This is a genomic window from Nocardioides sp. NPDC127503, assembly GCF_040302165.1.
Classification (GTDB): domain Bacteria; phylum Actinomycetota; class Actinomycetes; order Propionibacteriales; family Nocardioidaceae; genus Nocardioides.
In genome coordinates this window covers 207,670-232,173 of sequence record NZ_JBEORH010000009.1, presented here as the reverse complement: position 1 = coordinate 232,173, position 24,504 = coordinate 207,670, and the positions used below count along the sequence as shown (strand labels likewise).

The 24,504-nt window shown below is 69.3% G+C and carries 23 protein-coding genes; 12 read left to right on the top strand and 11 right to left on the bottom strand.

The window, feature by feature from the left end; genetic code table 11:
• Positions 1-41 precede the first annotated feature (41 nt).
• Complete coding sequence (locus tag ABTW65_RS20855; protein ID WP_350663600.1) at positions 42-1,835, bottom strand: ATP-binding cassette domain-containing protein; 1,794 nt, start codon at positions 1,833-1,835, stop codon at positions 42-44.
• A 107-nt stretch (positions 1,836-1,942) separates the two neighbouring features.
• Between ABTW65_RS20855 and ABTW65_RS20850 the strand changes: the two genes are divergently transcribed.
• Together ABTW65_RS20850 and ABTW65_RS20845 are read left to right on the top strand one after the other, a co-directional pair.
• On the top strand, positions 1,943-3,208 hold the full coding sequence (locus ABTW65_RS20850; protein ID WP_350663598.1) for a TetR/AcrR family transcriptional regulator: 1,266 nt from the start codon (positions 1,943-1,945) through the stop codon (positions 3,206-3,208).
• Between the two features lie 219 nt (positions 3,209-3,427).
• Positions 3,428-4,240 (top strand): IclR family transcriptional regulator, encoded by an 813-nt coding sequence (locus tag ABTW65_RS20845; RefSeq protein WP_160158759.1) that lies wholly within the window; start codon positions 3,428-3,430, stop codon positions 4,238-4,240.
• 105 nt (positions 4,241-4,345) lie between these two features.
• On the opposite strand, the gene ABTW65_RS20840 is transcribed toward ABTW65_RS20845, so the two are convergent.
• Genes ABTW65_RS20840 through ABTW65_RS20830 form a run of 3 tightly spaced genes read right to left on the bottom strand, consistent with a single transcriptional unit; the run spans position 4,346 to position 7,309 of the window.
• Positions 4,346-5,248 carry a 4-(cytidine 5'-diphospho)-2-C-methyl-D-erythritol kinase gene (locus tag ABTW65_RS20840; RefSeq protein ID WP_350663596.1) on the bottom strand — a complete coding sequence of 301 codons (903 nt, stop codon included), beginning with the start codon at positions 5,246-5,248 and terminating at the stop codon, positions 4,346-4,348.
• Complete coding sequence (rsmA, locus tag ABTW65_RS20835) at positions 5,245-6,114, bottom strand: 16S rRNA (adenine(1518)-N(6)/adenine(1519)-N(6))-dimethyltransferase RsmA (RefSeq protein WP_350663593.1); 870 nt, start codon at positions 6,112-6,114, stop codon at positions 5,245-5,247. The genes ABTW65_RS20840 and rsmA overlap by 4 nt, the downstream gene beginning before the upstream one ends.
• 34 nt (positions 6,115-6,148) lie before the next feature.
• Entirely contained in the window at positions 6,149-7,309 is a 1,161-nt protein-coding gene (locus ABTW65_RS20830; protein ID WP_350663591.1) for a resuscitation-promoting factor, read from the bottom strand.
• A 9-nt stretch (positions 7,310-7,318) separates the two neighbouring features.
• Between ABTW65_RS20830 and ABTW65_RS20825 the strand changes: the two genes are divergently transcribed.
• Entirely contained in the window at positions 7,319-7,720 is a 402-nt protein-coding gene (locus tag ABTW65_RS20825; RefSeq protein WP_350663590.1) for a hypothetical protein, read from the top strand.
• A gap of 69 nt (positions 7,721-7,789) precedes the next feature.
• Positions 7,790-10,120, top strand: coding sequence for an immune inhibitor A domain-containing protein (locus ABTW65_RS20820; RefSeq protein ID WP_350663588.1), 2,331 nt, complete (start codon positions 7,790-7,792; stop codon positions 10,118-10,120).
• Between the two features lie 68 nt (positions 10,121-10,188).
• On the opposite strand, the gene ABTW65_RS20815 is transcribed toward ABTW65_RS20820, so the two are convergent.
• A complete protein-coding gene (locus ABTW65_RS20815) occupies positions 10,189-11,019 on the bottom strand; it encodes a TatD family hydrolase (protein ID WP_350663586.1) in 831 nt (276 codons plus the stop codon).
• 157 nt (positions 11,020-11,176) lie between these two features.
• On the opposite strand from ABTW65_RS20815, the gene ABTW65_RS20810 reads away from it, so the two are divergent.
• A complete protein-coding gene (locus ABTW65_RS20810; protein WP_350663584.1) occupies positions 11,177-11,557 on the top strand; it encodes a hypothetical protein in 381 nt (126 codons plus the stop codon).
• Between the two features lie 28 nt (positions 11,558-11,585).
• Here ABTW65_RS20810 and rsmI read toward each other — a convergent pair whose 3' ends face one another.
• Complete coding sequence (rsmI, locus tag ABTW65_RS20805) at positions 11,586-12,437, bottom strand: 16S rRNA (cytidine(1402)-2'-O)-methyltransferase (RefSeq protein WP_350663582.1); 852 nt, start codon at positions 12,435-12,437, stop codon at positions 11,586-11,588.
• A gap of 33 nt (positions 12,438-12,470) precedes the next feature.
• Between rsmI and ABTW65_RS20800 the strand changes: the two genes are divergently transcribed.
• The 3 genes from ABTW65_RS20800 to ABTW65_RS20790 are packed head-to-tail and all read left to right on the top strand — an operon-like array spanning position 12,471 to position 15,822.
• On the top strand, positions 12,471-14,252 hold the full coding sequence (locus ABTW65_RS20800) for a dolichyl-phosphate-mannose--protein mannosyltransferase (protein ID WP_350663579.1): 1,782 nt from the start codon (positions 12,471-12,473) through the stop codon (positions 14,250-14,252).
• Positions 14,243-15,373 carry an N-acetylglucosamine-6-phosphate deacetylase gene (locus ABTW65_RS20795; protein WP_350663577.1) on the top strand — a complete coding sequence of 377 codons (1,131 nt, stop codon included), beginning with the start codon at positions 14,243-14,245 and terminating at the stop codon, positions 15,371-15,373. Before ABTW65_RS20800 ends, ABTW65_RS20795 begins: the two co-directional genes overlap by 10 nt.
• A 23-nt stretch (positions 15,374-15,396) precedes the next feature.
• Positions 15,397-15,822, top strand: a complete 426-nt coding sequence (locus tag ABTW65_RS20790) for a DUF3054 domain-containing protein (RefSeq protein ID WP_350663575.1) — start codon at positions 15,397-15,399, stop codon at positions 15,820-15,822.
• A gap of 160 nt (positions 15,823-15,982) precedes the next feature.
• On the opposite strand, the gene ABTW65_RS20785 is transcribed toward ABTW65_RS20790, so the two are convergent.
• Genes ABTW65_RS20785 through ABTW65_RS20770 form a run of 4 tightly spaced genes read right to left on the bottom strand, consistent with a single transcriptional unit; the run spans position 15,983 to position 18,372 of the window.
• Positions 15,983-16,735: an energy-coupling factor ABC transporter ATP-binding protein gene (locus ABTW65_RS20785; RefSeq protein WP_350663573.1), complete on the bottom strand. Its 753-nt coding sequence runs from the start codon at positions 16,733-16,735 to the stop codon at positions 15,983-15,985.
• A complete protein-coding gene (cbiQ, locus tag ABTW65_RS20780; RefSeq protein ID WP_350663571.1) occupies positions 16,732-17,343 on the bottom strand; it encodes a cobalt ECF transporter T component CbiQ in 612 nt (203 codons plus the stop codon). Before cbiQ ends, ABTW65_RS20785 begins: the two co-directional genes overlap by 4 nt.
• A 4-nt stretch (positions 17,344-17,347) precedes the next feature.
• Positions 17,348-17,683, bottom strand: coding sequence for a PDGLE domain-containing protein (locus ABTW65_RS20775; protein ID WP_350663568.1), 336 nt, complete (start codon positions 17,681-17,683; stop codon positions 17,348-17,350).
• Positions 17,680-18,372 (bottom strand): energy-coupling factor ABC transporter permease, encoded by a 693-nt coding sequence (locus ABTW65_RS20770; protein WP_350663566.1) that lies wholly within the window; start codon positions 18,370-18,372, stop codon positions 17,680-17,682. Before ABTW65_RS20770 ends, ABTW65_RS20775 begins: the two co-directional genes overlap by 4 nt.
• A gap of 187 nt (positions 18,373-18,559) precedes the next feature.
• Here ABTW65_RS20770 and ABTW65_RS20765 point away from each other — a divergent pair, with 187 nt between their 5' ends.
• The 4 genes from ABTW65_RS20765 to ABTW65_RS20750 all read left to right on the top strand — a co-directional run bounded on the left by ABTW65_RS20765 (position 18,560) and on the right by ABTW65_RS20750 (position 23,222).
• Positions 18,560-19,786, top strand: a complete 1,227-nt coding sequence (locus ABTW65_RS20765) for an acetyl-CoA C-acetyltransferase (RefSeq protein ID WP_350663564.1) — start codon at positions 18,560-18,562, stop codon at positions 19,784-19,786.
• A gap of 65 nt (positions 19,787-19,851) precedes the next feature.
• Complete coding sequence (locus ABTW65_RS20760) at positions 19,852-20,643, top strand: CoA transferase subunit A (RefSeq protein ID WP_350663562.1); 792 nt, start codon at positions 19,852-19,854, stop codon at positions 20,641-20,643.
• A 3-nt stretch (positions 20,644-20,646) separates the two neighbouring features.
• A complete protein-coding gene (locus ABTW65_RS20755) occupies positions 20,647-21,297 on the top strand; it encodes a CoA transferase subunit B (protein WP_350663560.1) in 651 nt (216 codons plus the stop codon).
• Positions 21,298-21,389: 92 nt separating this feature from the next.
• Positions 21,390-23,222: a CocE/NonD family hydrolase gene (locus tag ABTW65_RS20750; RefSeq protein ID WP_350663559.1), complete on the top strand. Its 1,833-nt coding sequence runs from the start codon at positions 21,390-21,392 to the stop codon at positions 23,220-23,222.
• Between the two features lie 31 nt (positions 23,223-23,253).
• Here the strand turns inward: ABTW65_RS20750 and ABTW65_RS20745 are convergent, their stop codons facing one another.
• Complete coding sequence (locus ABTW65_RS20745; RefSeq protein WP_350663556.1) at positions 23,254-24,474, bottom strand: MFS transporter; 1,221 nt, start codon at positions 24,472-24,474, stop codon at positions 23,254-23,256.
• Between the last annotated feature and the right edge of the window lie 30 nt (positions 24,475-24,504).

Here is a 24,504-nt window from a genome sequence, read left to right as displayed (position 1 = left end):
ACACGCTGCGCGAGCCGCCGACCAGCACTCCCTCGAAGGGGCTACTCCAGGACCTCGGCCGCCTCGAGCCATTCCAGCTCGAGGTCGTCCTTCTCCGCAGACAGCTGGTCCAGCTCCGCGCTGAGCTCGGCGAGGCGGGTGTAGTCGTTGACCGACTCGGCCATCGCGAGCTCGAGCTTCTGCTGCTGCTCGCCGATCCGCTCGAGCTGCTTGTCGATCCTGGCGATGACCTTCTTCGCCGCTCGCTCGTCGGCGGAGCCGGGCTTGGCCTTCGACTGGCCACCCGCTGCCGTCTCGGCCGACGCGCGTGACGCCTCGGCCTGCGGGGCCGACGTCTCGGCGGGGATGGGGAGGCGGCGCTCGAGGTACTCGTCGACACCGCGCGGGAGCATGGAGATCTGGCCATCACCGAGCAGGGCCCAGACGGAGTCGGTGACGCGCTCGAGGAAGTAGCGGTCGTGGGAGACGACGATCAGGGTGCCGGGCCAGGCGTCGAGGAAGTCCTCGAGGACGTTGAGCGTATCGATGTCGAGGTCGTTGGTCGGCTCGTCGAGCAGCAGGACGTTGGGCTCGGTGAGCAGCAGGCGCAGCAGCTGGAAGCGGCGGCGCTCGCCGCCGGAGAGGTCGCCGATGCGGGTGACCAGCTTGTCGCCGGTGAAGCCGAAGCGCTCGAGCATCGAGGTCGCCGAGAGCTCCTGGCCGTCGGTCGTCTTGGTGACGCGCTTGATCGACTCGACGGTAGGGAGGACTCGCGCCTCCGGGTCGAGGTCGTCGAGCTGCTGGGTCAGGTGCTGGAGAGCGATGGTGCGGCCGTGGCGTACCTTTCCGACCGCGGGCGGTAGGGAGCCGTCCAGCAGCGACAGCACCGAGGTCTTGCCGGCGCCGTTGACGCCGACGATGCCGATCCGGTCCCCCGGGCCGATGCGCCAGGTGGCGTGTGACAGCAGCTGCCGCTCGCCGCGGAAGAGATCGACGTCTTCGACGTCGATGACGTCCTTGCCGAGCCGTTGGGCGGCGAACTTCTGCAGCTCGAAGCGGTCGCGCGGCGGAGGTACGTCCTCGATGAGCTGGTTGGCGGCGTCGATGCGGAACTTCGGCTTCGACGTACGCGCCGGGGCGCCGCGGCGCAGCCAGGCCAGCTCCTTGCGGACGAGGTTCTGGCGGCGTACCTCGGTGGCGGCGGCCTGACGGGACCGCTCGGCCTTGGCGAGGACGAAGGCGGCGTAGCCACCCTCGTAGGCGTCGACCTGGCCGTCGTGGACCTCCCAGGTGTACTGGCACACCGCGTCGAGGAACCAGCGGTCGTGGGTGACCACGACGAGCGCGGACGCGCGCGCGGCCAGGTGTGAGGCGAGCCAGGCCACGGCCTCGACGTCGAGGTGGTTGGTGGGCTCGTCGAGCACGATCAGGTCGTGGTCCCCGAGGAGCAGCTCGGCCAGGGCGCAGCGACGGCGCTCGCCACCGGAGAGACCCATGACGGAGCGGTCGAGGTCGATCCCGGCCAGGAGCTGTTCGACGATCTCACGGAGCACGGGGACGCCGGCCCACTCGTGGTCGGACCGCCCGCCGAGCACCGCCTCGCGGACGCTGTGGGAGTCGATGAGCTGGTCACCCTGGTGCAGGAACCCGACGAGCAGGCCACGCTGGCGCGATACGCGACCGGAGTCTGGCTCCTCCAGACCGGTCATCACCTGCAGGAGCGTCGTCTTCCCGTCGCCGTTGCGGCCGACGATGCCGATCCGGTCACCGGCACTGATGCCGAGGGAGACGTCGTCGAGGAGGGGACGGATGCCGTACGCCTTGGAGACGTGCTCGAGGTTGAGGAGGTTCGCCATATCGTCTCCCATTGTCCCCGAGGGCGGTGAGGCAGCCAGCATCGCGGCGGCCACCCTGCGGCACACGGGGCGGACGAAGAGCCCCTGACCTGCTTAGACTCAGTGCAATGGCCGAGAAGACGACGCTCCGCGAGCACACGCATGGCTCGCGTCAGATGATCCTCGAAGCAGCGCTCCGGCTGGCCGCCGAGCGTGGCTATGTCGGCACGACGATGGCGCTTGTCCGTCGCGCGACCGGCCTCCCGCCGTCGTCCCTCTACTGGCACTTCTCCAACAAGGACCAGCTGCTCGCCGAGGCGCTCGAGCACGGCTACACCCGCTGGAACGACATCGCCCCGCGGTGGGAGCCGACACCGACGGGCGACGACCTGCGCAAGGGGCTGCTGGCCAACCTGCGGCGTACGACGTCCGACACCCACGGCGCCAAGGCCGACTGGTGGCGGATGGGCCTGATGCTCGCGCTCGAGTCCGGGCCGACGGTCGGCGACGGTCCACGCGAGCGCTTCCTCCAGATCCGCACCCAGACGCTGGCCGACTTCGAGCGGTGGTGGTCCGAGGCGGTCGACCTTCCGGCTTCGCACATCGAGACCCTCGCGCGGCTGACCCTCGCCGCCCACGACGGTCTCTTCATCCACGCCCAGACCGACGAGTACGCCGAGCTCGACCCGCTCCGGCAACGGCTCGCCGACGGGCTGGCCGAGGTCGCGGACCATCTCCGGAAACACGACCCGGCGGTCGTCCCCGAGGCTGTAGAGCTGCCGCCCGTGACGTACGAGGCAAGGGGCAGCAGCCGCGAGAAGCTCATCGCGGCAGCGCTGGAGGTCGCCTCGGAGAGCGGCTACGAGGGCGCCTCGATCAGCCGGATCTGCGCCACGGCGGAGCTGCCCGCCTCCTCGGTCTACTGGCACTTCACGAACAAGGACGACCTCTTCTCGGCCGCGGTGGACGACTCCTACCGCGCCTGGAGCAGCACCCAATCCTCGTGGCAGCCGCCGACCGCGGACTGCGACTGCGCCACGGAGCTACCGCTGAAGCTGAGGCCACTGGTGGCCAGCCTGCGCCGGCTGCCCCCGTTCCTGCGGATCGGCCTCATGCTGGTGCTCCCGAAGCGGCCCGAGCCGCTTCCCGGCCGCGACCGGTTCCTCGCCGTACGCCGCCAGTCGCGAGACGACTTCGCCGGCTGGTTCCGTGGAGCCCTGGGTGAGGACGGGCCGGCGCACGCCGCCGAGATGGCCGCGCTGCTCCTCGTGATCGCAGACGGACTTCTCTTTGCCGAGGCGCTCGACAGCGCCGACATGCCACCGGCCACGACCTCGGACCTGCTGGCGCGACTGGTCACGGCTACGCCGTTTCATACACAGATCAGTCACTGACCTACTACCGTAGGTCCACAGGCGTTCTACGACGCTAACGGGCGGAAACGCATCGAACTGTATGTCGTGTCACCTATTTCCGCAGGTCAGGAATGAGATTTATCCAACATTTGCTCCACAACCTCCGGAACGATCGTTACAGTGACTGCTGTCACAGAGAGTTGGAGGCCCCAGATCCCCCCTTCGTGGTGCCTCCGTCTCAATTAAGGAGATCCCCCCATGAGCGTCACTGCTATCCCCACCCTGGCTAGTCAGCACGACCATGAAGGTGCCCCGAGGACGACCTCTTCGGCGACCCCGTCTGCGACGAAGGCCCTCCAGATCCTGGAGGCATTTCTCGGAGCCGGCCCCAAGCTCGGTGTCAGCGAGATCGCTCGCACCGCGGGGCTTCCCAAGTCGACCGCCTTCCGCCTTCTGCGTCACCTCGAGCAGAGCGGATACGTCGAGCGCACCGGCCGGCACTACGTACTCGGCCGCCGCCTCTTCGAGCTCGGCAACGCGGTGCAGATCTGCCGCCCGCAGGGCATCCGGGAGACCGCGATGCCGCATCTGGCCGAGCTCTACGTGGCGACCGGCAAGACCGTCCACCTCGCCATCCTCGAGGGCACCGACATCGTCATCCTGGAGAAGATCACCGGACGCGGTGGTATCCAGCCGGACACGTACGTCGGCGGGCGAGCACCTGCCGCCTGCTCGGCGCTCGGCAAGGCGATCCTCTCGTTCAGCGACCGCAACCACATCGCGGCCGTGCTCGAGTCCGGCCTGGTGAGGCGCACCCGCCACTCGCACGGCGACCCGGCGAAGTTCCTCGCCGAGCTCCGCCGCGCCAACAGCGAGCGCATCGCCTTCGACCGCGAGGAGGCCCAGCTCGGCATCGTCTGCGCCGCGGTCCCGATCATGATCGAGGGCCGCGCCATCGCCGCCGTCTCCGTCTCCGGCAGCGCCGCCGGGTTCAACGCGGCCAGCATCACCCGCCATCTGCGCCGCGCCGCCGCGGCGATCTCCGACGAGGTCGTCTCCAGCGCCGCCTGACCCGGCCGAAGCGTCACGCACGTCGGCCGAGATGGCTCAGCGCTGCCATCTCGGCCGACGTAGCTGCCATCTCGGCCGACGTAGCTGACGCCTCGGCGGGTTGGGTCAGTAGGTGACGACGTGGGCGCCGGCGACCGGGCCCGGGGCGGTCCAGACGCGGTCGTACGCCTTGGCCTGCATCGCTCCGGCGACCTCGCGGGCGTGGGCGGCGTCGCGGCAGAGCATCAGGACGGTCGGGCCCGAGCCGGAGAGCTGTACGGCCAGGGCACCTGCCTCCGCGCCGTCGGTGAAGGTCTGGGCGAGGTCAGGGCGTAGCGCCAGCGCCGGGGCCTGCAGGTCGTTGGTGAGCGCCTCGGCGAGGAGCTCCGCGTCGCCCTTCTCCAGCGCCATGAGCAGGCTCTCGGGCACCTGCGGGTCGCCGACGTCGGTCCCGGCGTGCTCGTCGAAGGCGCGGTAGACCGCCGGCGTCGAGAGTCCCTGCTCGTTGCCGACCGCGACCCACCACCAGGCACCGTTGTCGGTGACCGGCTCGACGATCTCGCCGCGGCCGCCGCCGATGGCGGTGGCACCGATGAGCGCGAACGGTACGTCGGAGCCCAGCTGCCCTGCCAGGCTCAGCAGGTCCTCGTCGGGCGTCTCCAGCGACCACAGGCGGTCGAGGGCGACGAGCGTCGCGGCCGCGTCGGCCGACCCACCCGCGAGGCCGCCGGCGACCGGGATGCCCTTGTGGATCTCGACCTTCGCGGCCCTGTCGATGCCGTGGTGAGCGGCGAGGGCCTTGCCGGCCCGCACGACGATGTTGTCGTCGCCGGTCGGGATCTCCCCCAGCGCGATGTGGTCCTCGCCGGTGAGCGAGACCTGCCACGCGGCGGCCTCGCTCACGGTGACGTCGTCGTAGAGCCCGATCGCGTGGTAGACGGTCGCCAGCGGATGGAAGCCGTCCTCACGGACCGGCCCGACGCCGAGGTGGAGGTTGAACTTCGCGGCCGCGCGGACGGTGATCGTCATGAGGGAACCTTTTGAAGCGATTCGGTGATGCGTACGAAGTCCGCGACGGTCAGCGCCTCGCCGCGCGCCAGCGGGTCGATCCCGGCCGCGACCAGCGCCTTCTCGGCCGCCTCGGCAGAGCCGGCCAGAGGCCTGAGTACGCCGCGCAGCGCCTTGCGACGGTGCGCGAAGGCGGCGTCGACGACCGCGAAGACCTCTTCGCGCGAGACCGTCGTCGACGGCGGCTCGCGGTGACGCCAGTAGACGAGCCCGGAGTCGACGTTGGGCGCCGGCCAGAAGACGTTGCGGCCGATCACGCCGGCGCGGCGCACCTCGGCGTACCAGGCGGCCTTGACCGAGGGGACGCCGTAGACCTTGGAGCCCGGCTTGGCCGCCAGCCGGTCGGCGACCTCGGCCTGCACCATCACCAGGCCGTGGCGTAGCGAGGGCAGCAGCGACATCAGGTGCAGCAGGACCGGGACCGAGACGTTGTAGGGCAGGTTGGCGACCAGGGCCGTGGGCGGCGGGCCCGGGACCGAGTCGACCCGGAGAGCGTCCGCGCGGAGCAGGCTGAACGCGTCGGCCTGGTCGGGGGCGTACTCCTGGATGGTTCTCGGCAACCGCTGCGCCAGGGTCTCGTCGATCTCGATCGCGGTCACTCTTGCGCCGGTCTCGAGGATGGCGAGGGTGAGCGACCCGAGGCCGGGGCCGACCTCGACGACGACGTCATCGGCTCCGACGCCGGACTCGCGCACGATCCGGCGCACGGTGTTGGCATCGATGACGAAGTTCTGCCCGCGCTGCTTGGTGGGGCGGAGATCGAGCTCTGATGCGAGCGACCGCACCTCCGCCGGGCCCAACAGGCGCGGCGGGGTGCGGTCGGTCATGGGTACAGACTATGGCCCGAGGGCCGAAACAGCCTTACTGCGGCAGACCGAGCTGCTGCGAGCAGTGCGGCCAGGAGCCGTAGCCACCGTTGGCGTCACGGACCTTGGTCGCGATCGCGATCTGGGTCTCGCGGCTGTTCTCGCTCGGGAGACCGGAGCCGCCGTACGCCTCCCAGGTCTGCAGGTTGAACTGCAGCCCGCCGTAGTAGCCGTTGCCGGTGTTGATCGCCCAGTTGCCACCGGACTCGCACTGCGCGAGCTGGTCCCAGACGGTGCTGCCACCGGCGAAGTTGGCCGCGGGGGCTTCCTTCTCCTTGGTGCCGACCTTGACGATGCGCGGCTCGGCCTTCTCGAGCACGTTCTGCTCGACGACCTTCCTGGAGACGGTCTCGCCGTTCTTGAGGAAGATGCGGTAGGTCACCGAACGGACCCCGTCTGAGCCCTCCTCGACGACCTCGGTCTCACCCTCGTACATCGAGGAGTCCTCGCGCTCCTCGACCGGCGCCTCGACCTTCTCGCGGGCGACCTTCTGGGTCTTGGCGGAGAAGTCGGTGAAGACGATCTTCTGACCGGTCTTCAGGGCCTTGTCGGAGGCCGGGGAGACCTTGTCCCGGCGCTCGACCTCGACACCGAGGTCCTTCAGCGCGTCGGCGACGGTCAGCGCGGTCACGTTGACCTTCTTGGTCTTCTTCCCCGCCAGTGCGACCTTGACGGTCTTCGGCGTGACGACGTCGAGCGACATCCCGTCGCGGCCGATGTAGGCACCGCGGCTGGTGGAGAGCTCTGCCCGGTCGTAGTCGCGGCCGAGCTCGGCGAGAGCGCCGCCGACGGTGGTCGCGGTGACCCAGTGGTCCTGGGCCTTGCCGTCGACCTCGAGGCTCAGCTGACGGGCGTAGCGGACGCTGATCGCGCTGCCGTCCTCGACCTCGGTATCGACCGATGGAGCAACCGCGTCACGGTCGCCGATCTCGATGCCCTCGGCCTCGAGGACCTCACCGACCGTGTCGGCGTGGACGCTGACGTCCTTGGCCTTGCCGTCGACCGAGACGATGACATCGGTCTGGGAGGTCTTGACGCCGTACGCGGTGCCGCCTGTGGCGACCACTGCGGCGGCGAGTCCGCCGACCAGGATGGCCTTACGGCGGCGAGTAGATGCGATGTTGCGAACCCATGAGGTGGTGCTGCTGACGGGCACAATGCTCCGATGTTCGTGCTCTCCGGGCACGGGCGAACGGTGTTGCGAGATCTGGTGATCTACGCGCTGAGGCCCACCCCCAACACCGTCCGGATCTGTCCCGATCCCGGCTATCTCGCCGGACAGCGGAACAAATACGGTCGGTTAAATGCAAGTCTCCTGCCCGATCCGCAGGCAATTACAAGCATGCAATCTCGGCATCAAATGAGGGTCAGGGAGCGCTGTCAATACCTGTCGCATCGAATGACAGGTGTGCGATTCACCACGCCGAAATCGCTGGTCAAGCGGGCCGATCAGGGCACCTGTCGTAATCCCGCCACGAATTATCGCGCCCGCTGGCCAATAGGCGACAAATCCTTTACAGGTAACTCCGTTGCTTGGTGTTGTACTCCGAAGCCATCTCTGTCGTGATGGCCCGTCGCGCCGGTCAGTTCTCGGGTAAGGCAGATGTGCGCGATGTCACCAGACTCCGGAGGAACGATGAACAGACGCCTTACCAGCGTTCTCGCCGCGGTTGCGGTCGCAGGCGTGACGCCGGTGGCCCTGACCCACTCGTCGGCTAGCGCCGTCGAGGACTCGGGGACCCCCGCCGCCGCTGCTGTGAAGCAGAAGATCGATGACAAGCCCGACGCGCTCAACACCAAGCGCCGCGAGCTCAAGACCAACGCCGCCACCGCCGTCGCCACGGGCGAGAAGCAGACGGTCACGAAGAACGGCAGCGAGGTCGTCAAGATGGGCTCGGGCAGCAACGCCCGCTGGGTGGAGCACGAGCCCACCGAGAAGTCCCAGCTGCTGAGCTTCCTGGTCGAGTTCGGCGAGGGCGGCAACCCGGCCTTCCCCGACAACACCTCGGGCCCGCTCCACAACGAGATCGCGCCGCCCGCTGAGAACGACAACTCCACCTACTGGGAGGAGGACTTCTCGCGCGAGCACTACATGGACATGTTCTTCAACCAGGAGAAGGGCACCGAGTCCTTCCACAACGTCTACAAGGAGATGTCGAGCGGCCGCTTCGACCTCCAGGGCGACGTGAGCGACTGGGTGACGCTTCCGCACGCGGAGTCCTACTACCAGAACGAAAAGGGCGACGAGACCGCCGCCGCGATGAAGAACTACGTCCAGGACAGCGCCAACGCCTGGTACGACGCGCAGAAGGCGGCCGGGAAGACCGACGCCGAGATCACGGCGTACCTCCAGGACTACGACATCTGGGACCGCTACGACCTCGATGGCGACGGCAACTTCAACGAGGCCGACGGCTACATCGACCACTTCCAGGCGATCCACTCCGGTGTCGGCGAGGAGGCCGGCGGCGCCCCGTGGAGCATCTGGTCGCACCGCTGGGCCGCCAACGCGTCCGGCTCCGACGGCCCCGCCAACTTCCCGAAGGCCGGCGGCGTCAAGATCGGTAACACCGACATCTGGATCCGCGACTACACCACCGAGCCCGAGAACGGCGGCCTGGGCGTCTTCGCGCACGAGTTCGGCCACGACCTCGGTCTGCCGGACTTCTACGACACCGCGGGCGGCGAGAACGGCACCGGCTTCTGGACCCTGATGAGCTCGGGTTCGTGGCTCGGTCACGGTGACGGCACCATCGGCACCACCCCCAACCACATGGGCGCCCCGGAGAAGCTCTTCCTCGGCTGGCTCAACTACGACACGGTCGAGGCCGGTACGTCCAAGAAGCTGACCCTGGGGCCGAGCTTCCACGACACCGGGTCGAAGACCCCGCAGGCTCTCGTGGTCAACCTGCCCGACGGGCAGACGACCCACGACGTCGGCTCCGGCACCTCCGGCAAGACGTTCCTCTACTCCGGCAAGGGCGACGACCGCACCGCCACCGCAGTGAGCCCGGAGATCACCGTCCCCGCGGGCGGCACGCTCTCGGCCAAGGTGAAGTACGACCTCGAGGCGGAGTACGACTTCACCTTCCTGGAGGCCTCCACCGACGGCGGCACGACCTGGTCGACCCCGCTGGCGACGAACCTGTCCTCGGCCGAGTACAACAACGGCATCCACGGCACCTCCGACAGCACCTGTGAGGGCAACTGCGCCGACCACGACCCGCAGGAGTACGTCGACCTGACCGCTGACCTGGCGGCGTACGCGGGTCAGAACGTGAAGCTCCGCTTCCGCACCGCGAACGACGGTGGCGTCGCCTACTACGGCTTCGCGATCGACGACCTCTCGGTCGGCTCGGCCTACACGACGGACTTCTCGTCCTTCGACGGCTGGACCAACAAGGAGTACATGGGCATCACCGACGGCACCTACACCTCGACGTACCCGCGCTTCTACATCGCCGAGAACCGGCAGTACAAGGGCTACGACAAGACGCTGGCCGAGGGTCCGTACAACTTCGGCTACGGGGTCACCGCGCCTGACAAGGTCGACCACTACGCCTACCAGGACGGCCTGCTGGTCTGGTACCAGAACGGCGCTTACGGCGACAACAACACCTCCGAGCACCCGGGTGGTGGCCAGGCGCTGGTCGTCGACGCCTCCGTGGGCGTCCAGAAGTGGTCGGACGGCACCCTGTCGCGCAACCGCATGCAGGGCTACGACTCGACCTTCGACGTGGACCGCACCGACGCGCTCCACCTCGAGAACGAGGTCGCCGGCGCTCCGAACAAGGTCCTCGACGTGCCGGCTCGTAAGGGTGTCCCGACGTTCTACGACAGCTCGGAGACGGCCTACTACGACGCGACCAACCCGGCGCACTCCACCAAGACGGCCGGCAGCGGCGTCAAGATCAAGGTGCTCTACTCGGACGAGCGCAGGGGCACGATGACCCTCAGCGTCTCCTGACCTGATCACAGCAACGAGAAGGGCCCGAGGCGATCGCCTCGGGCCCTTCTTCTGTCAGTGCCGGTCCATCACCAGGTGCCGCCGAAGGCCGTCTCGGTGTTGGTGTTGACGGCGTTGCAGAGCGCCTCGAGGTCCTCGCCGCGTACCTCGGCCATCACCCGCATCGTGGCCGGGATCATGTAGCTGGAGTTGATCGCGCCGCGGTGGGGGTGGGGCGTCAGGAACGGGGCGTCGGTCTCGACCAGGATGCGGTCCTGGGGAGTGATCGCGAGGGCGTCGCGAAGGTACTGCGCGTTCTTGAACGTGACCGTGCCGGCGAAGGAGAGGTACGCGCCCCGGTCGAGGCACTGACGAGCGAACTCGACATCGCCGGAGAAGCAGTGCATCACCCAGCGCTCGGGCGGCCCGACGCTGTCGATCACCTCGAGCACCGCCTCGTGGGCGTCGCGGTCGTGGATCATCAGGGTCTTGTCGAGCCGCTTGGCCATGTCGATGTGGCGCCGGAACGAGTAGGCCTGGGTCTCGCGACCTTCCTCGTCGGTGCGGAAGAAGTCCATCCCGGTCTCCCCCACCACGCGCACCTTGTCGTGCGCCCCGGCGAGCTTCTCGATCTCGTCCAGCGCGGCCTCGAGGTCGGGCTGGCGAGGCGCGTCGTTGGGGTGCAGCGCGACACCGGCGACCATGTTGTCGTACGTCTCAGCCGCCTCCACCGCCCAGCGCGCACCGGGCAGGTCGCAGCCGATCTGCACCACCCTGGTCACGCCCACCGCCGCCGCCTGAGCGAGCGCCTCCTCGACCGGGAGGCTCTCGTCCCCCCTGACGATGTCCAGATGGGTGTGGTTGTCGACAACAGGCGCGGGAAGCGGCTCGGGAAACGGCGGAAAACTCACGCCCTGCATCCTAGTTCGCCCCGAGAAGTCGTTATCCGACGCCGAGGCGTCGATCCTTGACGGCGAGAGGTCGATTGAGCGACGTCTCGCGGTCAAGAACTGACATCTCGGCCTCAGAAACTGACTTCTCGCGGCCAAGACTCGGGCTTACCGCCATACTCCGCGTGTGGAATCTGCTCTGCCTTGGCGGCGTGTGCCGCGGACGACGGTCGCTGTCGGAGCGGTCATCGCGGTGATGGCCCTGGTCCTCGGAACGTACGTCGGACTTCGATCTCCGTGGGGAGCGAAGCATGCGCGGGCCGAGACGGGAATTGCCATGCGGGCGAACCCCGACGACGACCTGGTGTCGTTCCGGGCCGACGACGGGGAGACGCTCGCCTTTCGCTCGGATGGGATTGTGTGGGAATCAGGCAACGAGGGTGGCTGGGGCAGCCCGCCGTGCATTCGCAAAGCGCTCGCGAAGGCAAAGGTCGAGATCGGACGAGTTTGGGTTGCCGGGCCTGAAGGCCGACGCTTTCGAGAGGTTGTATGGGTGAAGTGCCTGTGAGATTCGACCTCTCGGCGTCAGATTTCGACTACTCGGCGGGTTTGTGGACTAGGTCGTAGACCTCGCGCTTCGGGACGCCTGCTCGTTTTGCTGCTTCGGCGATTGCTTCCTTTTTCGTCAGGCCATCCGCCTGGAGGTCGGCGACGGCGGCGCGGAGGCTGTCGGGGTCGTTGCCGATCTCGGCGGACGGGTCGGCGCCGGTGACGACGATGGTGACCTCGCCCCGGACTCCCTCGGCGGCCCAGTCGACGAGCTCGGCCAGCCCTCCGCGGCGTACTTCTTCGTGGGTCTTGGTGAGTTCGCGGCAGACGGCGGCGGGGCGGCCGTCGCCGAAGGCGTCGCGCATCGCCGCCAGGGCGGTCTCGGTGCGGTGGGGGGCCTCGAAGAAGACCATGGTGCGCTCCTCCTTGGCCAGCGAGGCGAGGCGGCGCGAGCGCTCGCCGGCCTTGCGGGGCAGGAAGCCCTCGAAGCAGAACCGGTCGACGGGGAGGCCGCTGACAGCCAGGGCGGTGAGGACGGCCGAGGGACCGGGGACCGCGGTGACGCGTACGTCCTTCTCGACCGCGGCGGCGACCAGGCGATAGCCGGGGTCGGAGACCGAGGGCATCCCGGCGTCGGTCACCAGCAGAACCCGGTTGCCGTCGAGGAGCTCGGCGAGCAGCGTCGGCGTACGCGCAGCCTCGTTGCCCTCGAAGTAGGAGACGATGCGGCCCTTGATCTCGACGCCGAGATCCGTCGTCAGCCGACGCAGGCGGCGGGTGTCCTCGGCGGCGATGACATCGGCGGTGGCGAGCTCGGAGGCCAACCGGGGTGGGGCATCCTCGATGCGCCCGATCGGGGTTGCTGCGAGTACGAGCACGCCATCGTTTGGATCTACCACACCGATATTGTCGCAGGCTTATAAGGTTCCCTCGTGACGACGACGGTGACCGAGGAGCCGGAGCCCATGGAGGGCCTGGCCAGCACCCCCTCCGGTCACCTCCTGCCGACCGCCTGGGAACGTGCCCGGCGCCGCATCAGTGGCTCTCCACGGGCTGGCTGGATGGCGACGATCGGGATCACCGCGCTCGCATTCCTGCTGAGGCTGTGGCACCTGGGCACCCCGAAGGTCTTCGCCTTCGACGAGACCTACTACGCCAAGGACGCTTGGGCGCTGCTTGAGTACGGCTACGCGCGCAACTTCATCGAGGGCGCCGACGAGAACATCCTCGCCGGGCAGCCCGACGGGCAGTTCGCCGACGGGCCGTCGATGATCGTCCATCCCGACGTGGGCAAGTGGCTCATCGCGATCGGCATCAAGCTCTTCGGGATGGACCCGTTCGGCTGGCGGATCGCCTCGGTCGTGATCGGGTCGCTGCTGGTGCTGCTGACGATCCGGTTCGTACGCCGCGTCTCCGGCTCCATGCTGCTCGGCCTCGTCGGCGGCATCCTGGTCACCTTCGACGGGCTCGCGTTCGTGCTCTCCCGGCTCGCGCTGCTCGACCTCTTCGTCGCCTTCTTCCTGCTGCTCGCGGTGCACCTGATGGTGATGGACCGCGACTGGTGCCGGCGTCGGTTCTCCGCGCTCGCGCCCACCCAGCTCGCCGCGCCCGGCGCCTGGGGGCCTGTCCGCCAGATGCTGTTCCGTCCATGGCTGCTCTGCTCGGGCGTCGCGTGGGGCCTGGCGATCGGCTGCAAGTGGGAGGCGCTCTACCCGCTGGCCGCCTTCGGTCTCCTCTATGTGGCCTGGTCTGCCGGGATGCGCCGCTCCTTCGGCGTACGTCTGTCCTGGCTTCGTGCCTGTGTGGCCGACGGGCCGACGGCGTTCGCGCACCTGGTGGGGGTCGCGCTCGCGGTCTATGTGATGACGTGGATCCCGTGGATGACCCACGCGGACGTCTACGAGGAGTCGCTCTCGGCGACGCAGTACACGCGCTACAGCGGCGAGGGCCACTGCGAGAACAAGTCGTACGTCCCTGAGAACCTCAACGACAAGCGCTGGCCGACCGCCAAGGAGCCGGACGCTTCCGGCCTCGGCGAGGTCAGTCAGTCGCTGCGGTCGCTGTGGTACTACCACCGCGACGTCTTCACCTTCCACACCCACTTCCTGGACTGTGCCGAGCACACCTACGGGTCGCATCCGATCGGCTGGCTCGTCCTGAACCGGCCGGTCGGGGTCGCCGCCGACACCGGGATCCTGTCCGGCGCGAAGTCGCGCGGCGAGATGTGCGACGCCTCCCCCTCGACCGATCCCGACGGCGACGGTCCCGCGGAGGCGGGGACGTGCCTCCGGCAGGTGCTGCTCCTGGGCACCCCGGTGCTGTGGTGGGGAGCCTTCGTCGCGCTGATCGTCTCCGCGTTCATGTGGGTCGCCGCGCGGGACTGGAGGTTCGGGGTCGCCGTCGTCGGGGTGCTGTCGACGTGGCTGCCGTGGCTGCAGTACGCCGGGCGGCCGATCTTCTCCTTCTACATGATCATCGCGCTGCCGTTCCTGGTGCTCGGCCTGTGCCTGTGTCTGGGCAAGCTGCTCGACCGGCCACCTCCCCTGGCCGGCGGCAGTCCCGGCGCCCGGCGCCGGGTCGCGGGTGCCGTCGCCGGTGGCATCTTCGTCGTGCTGGTGATCTGCAACTTCGCCTGGTTCTGGCCGATCTACACCGATGAGCTGCTCACCCGGCAGGAATGGCTGACGAGGATCTGGTTCAAGCGATGGATCTAGACCATGTTGTGCGCGGCCGGGTGCCGCGGCCGGGCGGCTTCGACGACGTCGTCGTGACCGTGTCGGCGGGGCTCGTCTCGGAGGTGCGGGCGGCCGTCGCCGGCGACCCCTCGTCATCGGGGATCCTGCTCCCGGGGCTCGTGGACATCCACAACCACGGCGGCGGCAGTGCCTCGTTCCACTCCACGTCGTCGGACGAGATCGCGACCGCTGCCGGCGTTCATCATGCTGCCGGCACGACCACGCTGCTGGCCTCGACCGTGACCGACTCGCCTTCCCGGTTGCTGTCGGTCGTCGCGGCGCTGGCCACGGCTGCCGAAGCCGGACTGATCGCCGGGATCCACATGGAGGGGCCGTTCCTGGAGCACTCCTGCCGCGGGGCGCACGATCCCGAGCTGCTGCTCGCGCCGGATGCCGGGCTCGCTCGTGAACTCGTCGCCGCTGCCCGCGGGCACCTCCGGGTGATGACGCTGGCCGCGGAGCTCCCCGGGGCCGACGAGGTCGCCTCGGTGCTCACCGAGGCCGGGGCCGTGGTCGCGCTGGGGCACACCGCGGCGTCGGCGGAGCGCGCTCGCTCGTTCCTGTCCGGGCCGGGGAGCCTGGTCACGCACCTCTTCAACGGAATGCCGCCCGCACACCATCGTGACCCCGGCCCCGTGCTCGGGTCGCTGGGCGCCGCCGGTGTCGGCGATGCCTGTGTGGAGCTGATCGCGGACGGCGTACACCTCGATGACGAGACTGTCCGGGCCGTGATGTCGATGGTTCCCGGGTCGGTCGTACTCGTCACCGACGCGATGGCCGCGGCCGGGATGGCCGACGGCGACTACCAGCTCGGACCGCTGTCCGTGGAGGTACGCTCCGGGGTCGCCCGAGTGGCCGACGGGACCGGCAACGGGTCGATCGCCGGAGGCACCTCGCGACTGCTGGACCAGGTACGCCGCCATGCGGCCGCCGGGATCGACCTGGCCATGCTGATGAGGGCCGCGAGCCTGCGGCCGGCATCGGTGGTGGGCATCGACGCGGGCCGCATCGAGCCCGGCGCCCGCGCCGACCTCGTACTCACCGACGAGTCGCTGCAGCCGACGCGCGTCATGCGCGGCGGGGCCTGGCTGACCTCGTAGATCGGCCTCGTATTCTGGGCACCATGTCCTCCACGAAGCCCGACGACTCCTCCCCACTCATCGCCGGCCTCGTGCCCAAGTGGGCGGTCGCGGCCTTCGCCGTCGACGTCTTCTTCGTGCTCCTCTTCGCCTTCGCCGGACGCCAGTCGCACGACTCCGGCCCGGCGCTCGTCGTGCTCCGTATCGCCTGGCCCTTCCTGATCGGGCTCGCCGTGGCCTGGGCCGTCCTGGCCTGGCGCCGCTGGCCCGCCGCTCGCACCTGGCCGGCGGGCGTGATCGTCTGGCTCGGGACGTACGTCATCGGGATGGTGCTGCGCGGCCTCTCTGGCGAGGGCCTCGCGCCGGCCTTCCTGGTCGTCTCGCTCCTCTTCCTCGGCCTCACCCTGGTCGGCTGGCGCGGCTACGTCAGCGCCAAGCTCCACTACCGCTCCCGCCGCCTCGCTGAGTAGTCCCTGCCGAGACGTCAGGCCCGTCGGCCCAGGCGTCAGGCCCCTCAGCCGAGACGTCACTTAGGTCGGTCGACTTGGCGTCGCAGTGCCAACTCGACCGACGCGAGCGACGTCTCGGCCGACGCAACTGCCGTCTCGGCCGACGTAAGTGACGTTTCGGCTAGAGGGTGGCGGCTGCGGCTACCGGGTCGAAGCCGAAGGGGAGCTCGAGGCGGTGGGCGCGCATGAGGTCGGCGTTGGAGAGTACGTCGACGGTGCGGCCCTCGGCGGCGACGATGCCGCCGTCGAGGATGACGGAGCGGTCGCAGAGCTCGAGGGCGTACGGCAGGTCGTGGGTGACCATCAGGACGGTGACGTCGAGGTCGCGCAGGATGTCGGCGAGCTCGCGGCGGGAGGCCGGGTCGAGGTTGGAGGACGGCTCGTCCAGGACCAGGATCTCGGGGTCCATCGCCAGCACGGTGGCCACCGCGACTCGGCGGCGCTGACCGAAGGAGAGGTGGTGCGGGGGCCGGTCTGCGTACTCCTCCATACCGACCTTCGCGAGCGCCTCGGTCACCTTCGCTTCCAGGGCCTCGCCACGCAGGCCGAGGTTGGCGGGGCCGAAGGCGACGTCCTCACGAACGGTGCCCATGAAGAGCTGGTCGTCGGGGTCCTGGAAGACGATGCCGACCCGGCGGCGGATCTCCTTGATGTTGGCCTTGGTCACGGGGAGCCCGCTCACCGCGACGGAGCCGGCACCGGCGAGGTGGATGCCGTTGAGGTGCAGTACCAGCGTCGTCTTGCCGGCGCCGTTGGGACCCAGCAGCGCGACCCGCTCACCGCGGTGGACGTGCAGGTCGACGCCGAAGAGCGCCTGATGGCCATCGGGGTAGGCGAAGGCTAGGCCGCGTACGTCCAGGACTCGAGTGGTCACCGAGGCATTCTCCCTGTGTAGCCGCGCGAGACCATAGCCAGGTGCACTCGCTCGCCTCGCTCGAAGGAGCGGATGAACAGCGCGCCGACCGAGCGCGCGAGCACGGGCCAGTGGAGCGGGTTGCGGGCCTCGAAGCCTCGTGAGGCGCGCGCGACCGCCATCCGGCGCATCTCGTCGGTCACCACCTCGAGGTAGCGCACCATGAACGCCATGATCTGGACCAGCTGCTGAGGCAGCCGGAGCCGCTCCAGGCCGTGGACCAGCTCCTGGGGCGTCGTCGTCGCGGCCAGCATCAGCCCGGCGATCACGCCGAGCGTGCCCTTGGCGAGCAGCCCCCACGCCGAGAGCAGGCCCGACTCGCTGAGGCTGAGTCCGAGCACCTCGACCCGCGGCCCGTGCGCGATGAACGGCATCAGCACAGCGAAGACCACGAACGGCGTCTCCACCACCATCCGCTTCAGCACCCACCCCGGGCGCACCCGCGCCACCGCGCCGACCGTCACCAGGACGGCGAGGAAGAAGGCGTACGCAGCGAACCATTCCCGCGGCGTGGCCACGACCACGAGCATGAAGCTGATCAGCGCGAGCACCTTCAGATGGGCGGGCACCGGTTCAGGCCTTGTCGGAGGACTCGGTGGAACGGCGGCGTACGACCAGTGCGAGGCCGCCGGCGAGGACGAGCACCACCACGGTGCCGATCACGCCCGCGAGGCCGCCGGAGAGCCGGGCGTTGTCGACGCCCTTGGTGCCGTAGTCGGCCAGCGGGCCGTCAGCCGCGCCGTGCTCGGAGGCGCTGTCGAGGAAGCCGGTCTTGCCGGCGACGTACTCGAGGCCGTCGGGGTTGGCGGAGGCGTAGTAGGAAACCACTCCGGCCAGGAGCAGTGCGACGACGGCGATGCCGACGGCGACCCACCTGAACGGCACGCGCTTCTTCTCGGCCGTGCTCATGCGACCGACTCCTTCGGCTTGATCACCAGGTCGCGCTCGGCGATCACGCCTCGCGCGGCGTAGACGAGGTCGGGGCGTACGGACAAGATCGCGCCGACCACGAGGAACGTGATCGCGCCCTCGCCCAGACCGATCACCGTGTGCCAGCCGAGCATCGCGGTGGCCAGCGTGGTCAGCGAGATGTCGGCGGTGCCGCCGACCGCGTAGAGCGCGGTGAAGACGGCCGCCGCCGCGGGGACGGAGAGGAAGGCGCCGATCGCCGCTGCGGGGGCGACCAGGCCGACCCGCTTCGGCAGCAGCTTGATCAGCACGCGGCTCACGAACCAGCCGACGACCACGGTGGTGACGGCCATGAGCAGGATGTTGGTGCCGAGCGCGGTGATGCCGCCGTCGGCGAAGAGCAGGGACTGCACGATCAGCACGACCGAGACGCACAGCACCCCGGTCCACGGTCCCACCAGCACCGCCGCCAGCGCGCCGCCCATCAGGTGGCCGCTCGTGCCCGCCCCGACCGGGAAGTTGAGCATCTGGGTCGCGAAGACGAACGCGGCGACGAGGCCGGCCAGCGGGGCGGTCTTGTCGTCGAGCTCGCGACGCGCGCCGCGAAGCGCGACACCTACCGCGACGACAGCGACAGCGCCGGTGGCGATCGACGTCGGAGCGTCGAGGAAGCCGTCGGGGACGTGCATGGTCACCTCATTGATCTGCGTGGGGGTCGGTCGAAGTGGAACCCGAGGAGAAACTGCTAACGCGAACTTATCGCAATAGCCTCACCCGCGCACTCTCCGGTCGGACAGTCGATCAAGACCTCAGATGTGTCAATCAGCGCCAAATGGATACTTCTCAAGTCATGACTGCACGCGTACGGTCGAAGGCATGAGCAGCGCCGCCAACGACATCGTCATCTGCGAGCCCCTCCGCACCCCGGTCGGCCGGTTCCTCGGCGCCCTGGCGCCGATGACCGCGACCGACCTCGCCACGACGGTCCTGCGCGAGCTGGTCGAACGCACCGGCCTCCAGGAGGGCGACGTCGACGACGTCATCCTCGGCAACGGCTACGCGAGCGGCGAGAACCCGGCGATCGGCCGCATCGCGGCCCTCGACGCCGGGCTCGGCACCGGCGTCCCCGGCCTCCAGATCGACCGTCGCTGCGGTTCGGGCCTTCAGGCGATCCTGTACGCCGCGGGCTCGGTCGCCACCGGCGCCGCGAACCTCGTCGTGGCCGGCGGTGCGGAGTCGATGTCCAACGTCGAGCACTACGCGCTCGGGCTGCGCGGCGGGGTGAAGCAGGGCGGCATCGAGCTGCTCGACCGCCTCGACCGGGCTCGTGAGACCGCAGGCGGCAAGGACCACCCGCTCCCGGGCGGCATGATCGAGACCGCTGAGAACCTGCGCCGTGAGTACGGCATCGGGCGCGAGGAGCAGGACGAGTTCGCGCTGCGCTCCAACCAGCGGGCCGTGGCCGCCCACGAGGCCGGCAAGTTCGCCGACGAGCTGGTCCCGGTGACCGTCCCCGGCGGCCGCCGCAAGCCTGATGTCGTCGTCGACCGCGACGAGCACCCGCGTGCCGACATCTCCCTGGAGAAGCTCGCCTCGCTGCGCCCGATCCGGCTGAAGGTCGACGAGGAGTCGACCGTCACCGCGGGCAACGCTTCCGGCCAGAACGACGGCGCGGCGATGTGCGTCGTGACCACGCGCGCCGAGGCCGAGAGGCGCGGCCTGACTCCGCTGCTGGCGCTCAAGTCGTGGGCCGTCACCGGCTGCGAGCCCGAGCGGATGGGCATCGGCCCCGTCCTCTCCAGCAAGGCGGCGCTGGACCGGGCCGGGCTGACCCTCGACGAGATCGACCTGATCGAGCTCAACGAGGCCTTCGCCGCCCAGGTCCTCGCCGTCCTGCGCGAGTGGAAGATCGACGCCACCGACGAGCGGCTCAACCCCAACGGCTCCGGCATCTCGCTCGGCCACCCGATCGGCGCCACCGGCGCCCGGATCCTCGCCACCGCCGCCCGCGAGGCGCAGCGGCGCGAGGCCCGCTACGTCCTGGAGACGATGTGCATCGGTGGCGGGCAGGGGCTCGCGGCAGTGTTCGAGTCTGTGCGCTGAAGCGAAGCCCGAAGCAATACAGCACCGCTGAAGCGTACGAAATCCTTCGAGAGAGCAGAGAAGACATGGGTCTGGACAAGGTGGTCGGGTCGGCCGCGGAGGCGGTCGCCGACATTCACAGCGGGGCCAGCCTGGCCGTGGGCGGCTTCGGGCTGGTGGGAATCCCGTGGTTCCTGATCGAGGCGCTGCGCGAGCAGGGTGCGGACGACCTGATGGTCGTCTCCAACAACTGTGGCGTCGACGGCGCCGGGCTCGGGCTGCTGCTCGACGACCACCGCATCTCCCGCGTGATCGCGAGCTACATCGGCGAGAACAAGGAGTTCGGCCGCCAGTACCTGGCCGGCGAGATCACGCTCGAGCTCACCCCGCAGGGCACGCTCGCGGAGCGGATGCGCGCGGGCGGCAGCGGGATCGGCGCCTTCTACACCCCGACCGGCGTCGGCACGATGGTCTCCGACGGCGGCCTGCCCTACCGCTACAACCCCGACGGAACGATCGCCGAGGCCTCCGAGCCGAAGGAGGTCCGCGAGTTCCACGGCAAGCAGATGGTGCTCGAGGAAGGCATCATCACCGACTTCGCACTGGTCCGCGCGACCCGCGTCGACCGGGCCGGCAACGCCCAGTTCAACGCTTCCACGCGCAACTTCAACGTACCGGCCGCGATGGCCGGGCGGGTGACCGTCGTCGAGGCCGAGGAGGTCGTCGAGGTCGGTGAGATCGCCCCGGCCGACGTCCACCTTCCGGGGATCTTCGTGAAGCGGATCGTCGCGCTGACGCCGGAGCAGGCAGCGCGCAAGGACATCGAGAAGCGTACGACGCGCGGCGAGCGCCCGACCACAGCGAACAAGGAGGCCTGAGTCATGGCTTGGGACCGCAACCAGATGGCCGCGCGCGCCGCTCAGGAGCTGCAGGACGGCGACTACGTCAACCTCGGGATCGGCCTGCCGACGCTCATCCCCGACTACATCCCGGAGACCTCGACGGTCGTGCTGCACGCCGAGAACGGCATCCTCGGCGTCGGCCCGTTCCCCTACGAGGACGAGGTCGACCCCGACCTGATCAACGCCGGCAAGCAGACCGTGACGGTGCTCGCGGGATCCTCCTACTTCGACTCCGCGACCTCATTCGCGATGATCCGCGGTGGCCACATCGACGTCGCCGTCCTGGGCGCGATGCAGGTCTCGACCAACGGCGACATCGCCAACTGGATGGTCCCCGGCCAGATGGTCAAGGGCATGGGCGGCGCGATGGACCTCGTCTCCGGTGCCGGGCGGGTGATCGTGCTGATGGAGCACGTCACCAAGAAGGGTGCCCCCAAGCTGCTCTCGGCGTGCGACCTGCCGCTGACCGGTCGCGGGATCGTGAAGCGGGTCATCACGGACATGGGCGTTCTCGACGTCGCCGGTTCGTCGTTCGAGCTCGTCGAGCTCGCTCCCGGGGTGACGTACGACGAGGTCGTGGCGGCCACGGGCGCGCCGGTCGTCGACAAGACCGTCGCCGTGACTGCTTAGTCTCGCTATTCAAAACCCGGAACCTGCTACGTAACTCGCGTTTGCACTCCGTCGTTCGAGGTGTGACATCCAACACACCCCTGGAGTGAGTCGTGAAACTCGGCAGACTGGCATTCCTCGTACCGTTCCTGGCTCTCGTCGCGACCTTCCTGCCACCGGCGCACTCCGCGACCGCCGCCCCTGCGGCCTCGGTCGCAACCGCGGTCGCTCAGGCGCCTCAGGCCAGGACCGCGGCGTGGAAGCCCCGCCCGGCGACGTACGGCGTGGTGGTCGAGAAGGACATCCAGCTCACGATGTCCGACGGGGTGGTGCTCCGCGCCGACGTCCACCGTCCGGCAAAGGCGGACGGGACCCCGGCGGCGGGCCGGTTCCCGGTGATCCTGACCCAGAACCCCTACAACAAGAACGTGTCCGGCGGCAGCGGCGGCGACTACTTCGTGCAGCGGGGCTACGTCTTCGTCCAGACCGACGTACGCGGCACCGGCTCCTCGGCGGGCCAGTGGGACGCGTTCGGGGACCGCGAGCAGAAGGACGGCCTCGAGGTCGCCAACTGGGCGACCTCGAAGAAGCGCCCGTGGAGCAACGGCGAGCTCGGCCTGTGGGGTCCGTCCTACATGGCGATCAACCAGTTCTTCACCGCCGCTCAGCACCCGCGCGGACTGAAGGCGATGTTCCCGATCGTGCCCGCCGGCGACGTCTACCGTGATGTCGTCGCCTCCGGCGGGCAGATCGACGCCGGGTTCATCCCGCTGTGGTTCGGGCTGGTCACGGGCGCCGGACTGGTGCCGCCGGCCGTCAACCAGACCCGTCCAGACGCCACCTTGACCACGCTGCTGCAGCACGTCGGCGGAGCGCTCGGGTTCCAGGTGCCGATGCTCGTCAGCGCGGCCCTGGGCAGCGACGCCGGCTACGACGGCCCCTTCTACCGGAAGCGGTCGCCGTTGAGCGTGGTCGACGAGATCGACGTACCGACGTTCGTGACGGCCGGGCAGTACGACATCTTCCAGCGCGGCACGCCGATGCTCTTCGACCGGATGCAGAAGAACGGCGTCGACACCAAGCTGCTCATCGGTCCGTGGACGCACGCCGAGGCGGCCACGGGCGCCGGCCTGGAGGGCAGCGGGATCAACAGCATGGGCGAGATGGCCCTGCGCTGGTTCGACACGCACCTCAAGGGTCTGCCCGACACCACCCTCGACCGCGACATCGCGCCGGTGACCTACCACGAGATCGGCTCCGGGAAGTGGCGCACGATGCGGTCGTGGCTCGGGAGCGAGGTCCATGCCAAGACGTACGCCCTCGGGTCGGCCATGAAGCCCGTCGGCGGCGACACGATCGTGCCGCTGCCCGTGCAGGGGCTCTGCTCGCGCAGCACCGCACAGTGGACCGCCGGCGCCCTCGCGATCCCCGGCTGCGAGACCGACAACCGGATCAACGACGCGCTCGGGGTCTCTTACGAGACGGAGCCGGCGACCTCGGACCTGGCCTTCTCCGGCCCTCTCAACGCCGACCTGTCCGTCTCCACGACCGGCACCGACGGCCTGATCTCGGTCTCGGTCGAGGACGTCGCGCCCGACGGGTCCGTCGACCGCATCACCGGCGGCTGGCAGACCCTGCGCCACCGTGCCGTCACCGCGTCGAAGTCGCGGACCCTGAACGGCCAGGTCGTCCAACCGTGGCATCCCTTCACTCGCGACGCCGAACAGCCCGTCAAGCCGGGTCAGATCTATCGCGTGCCCGTCGAGGTCTTCCCGACCGGCGCGGTGATCGAGAAGGGCCACCGCCTCCGAGTCACCGTCCACTCCTACGACGTCCCCCACCTGCTGCCCAACGTGAAGCAGCTGGTCCGTGGCATTGCCGGCGTGGTGACCGTCCACCACACGACGACGAACCCCTCGACGCTGATCCTCCCGGTACGGAGGTAGCGCTGAGGGGTCAGTCCCTGGCGTCGAGACGTCAGAGGCTGGCAGCTTCGTCCGGCACGCGCTCGGAGACCTTCGGGTCCCGGGCGCGTGCTGCGTCCACGAGCAGGTACGCCGCGACCGCGGCTCCCACGGCCAACGCGATCGCGGCCGAGGCATAGGCGGCGCCGTAGCCCACGGTCGTGACCAGGCCGGCAGCGATCAGGGTGCCGAGGAACCCACCGAGCTGCTGGGTGGTCGTGGTCAGGCCCGAGCCGATCCCGGCGTGCTCCGGCGCCAGCGCGCCCATCGCCAGCGCCGTCACCTGCGGCATCGCGAGCCCGAAGCCGAGACCCATCACGACCGCGCCGGGGAGAACGTCCAGAGGGAAGCCCCCGGCTCCGGGGAGGCGGACGAGGTAGACCATGCCGGCGACGAAGGCGAGCACACCGGCGAGCAGGACGCGCTCGGATCCGAACCGCTCGGCCAGCGTGGCACTGAAGCCGAGACTGGCGATGGCGATCACCACGCTGACCGGAAGGAACGCCAGGCCGGTCGAGAGCGCCCCGAAGCCGAGGACGTCCTGCAGGTAGAGCGTCGTGACGAACTGAAAGGTGAACCCGCCGAAGGTCAGGGTCAGCAGGATCAGGTTCCCGAGCACGAACCTGTGCTGGGCGAACAGGCCGCGCGGGAGCAGGCCACCCTTGACGCCGGTCGGCGGCGTACCCTCCACCGCGCGGAGCGCGACGATCAGGGCGACGATCCCGAACGGCACGTTGATCAGGAAGGCCCAGCGCCAGGACGCGACGTCGGTGAGTACGCCACCCAGGACGGTCCCCACGGACGCACCGATCGAGCCGACGAAGGCGAGCACCGCGAAGGCGCGGAGGCGCTCGCGGGGCTCGGCGTAGAGACCGGCGATCATGCCGAGCACCACGGCCGAGGCGATGCCGCCGCCGAGACCTTGGACGAATCGCGCGACGACCAGGGAGATCGGGTCCCAGGCGAGACCGCACCAGGCCGAGGCGAGCGTGAAGATGCTCAGCCCGGCGAGGAAGACCGGGCGGGTGCCGAACGCGTCACCGGCCCGGCCGGCCGGGAGCAGGACGAGCGCGAAGGCGAGCAGGAAGCCGTTGACGACCCAGGCCAGCGAGGTATCGCCGAAGCCCAGGTCGTCGCGGATTGCGGGAAGGGCGACGGTCACGACCGTGCCGTCGAGGATCACCATCAGCTGAGTGGCTGCGAGGGTCGCGAGCGCGACTGTCTTGGTCGTCATAGATACGATCATAGAAGATTGTTTGTTATG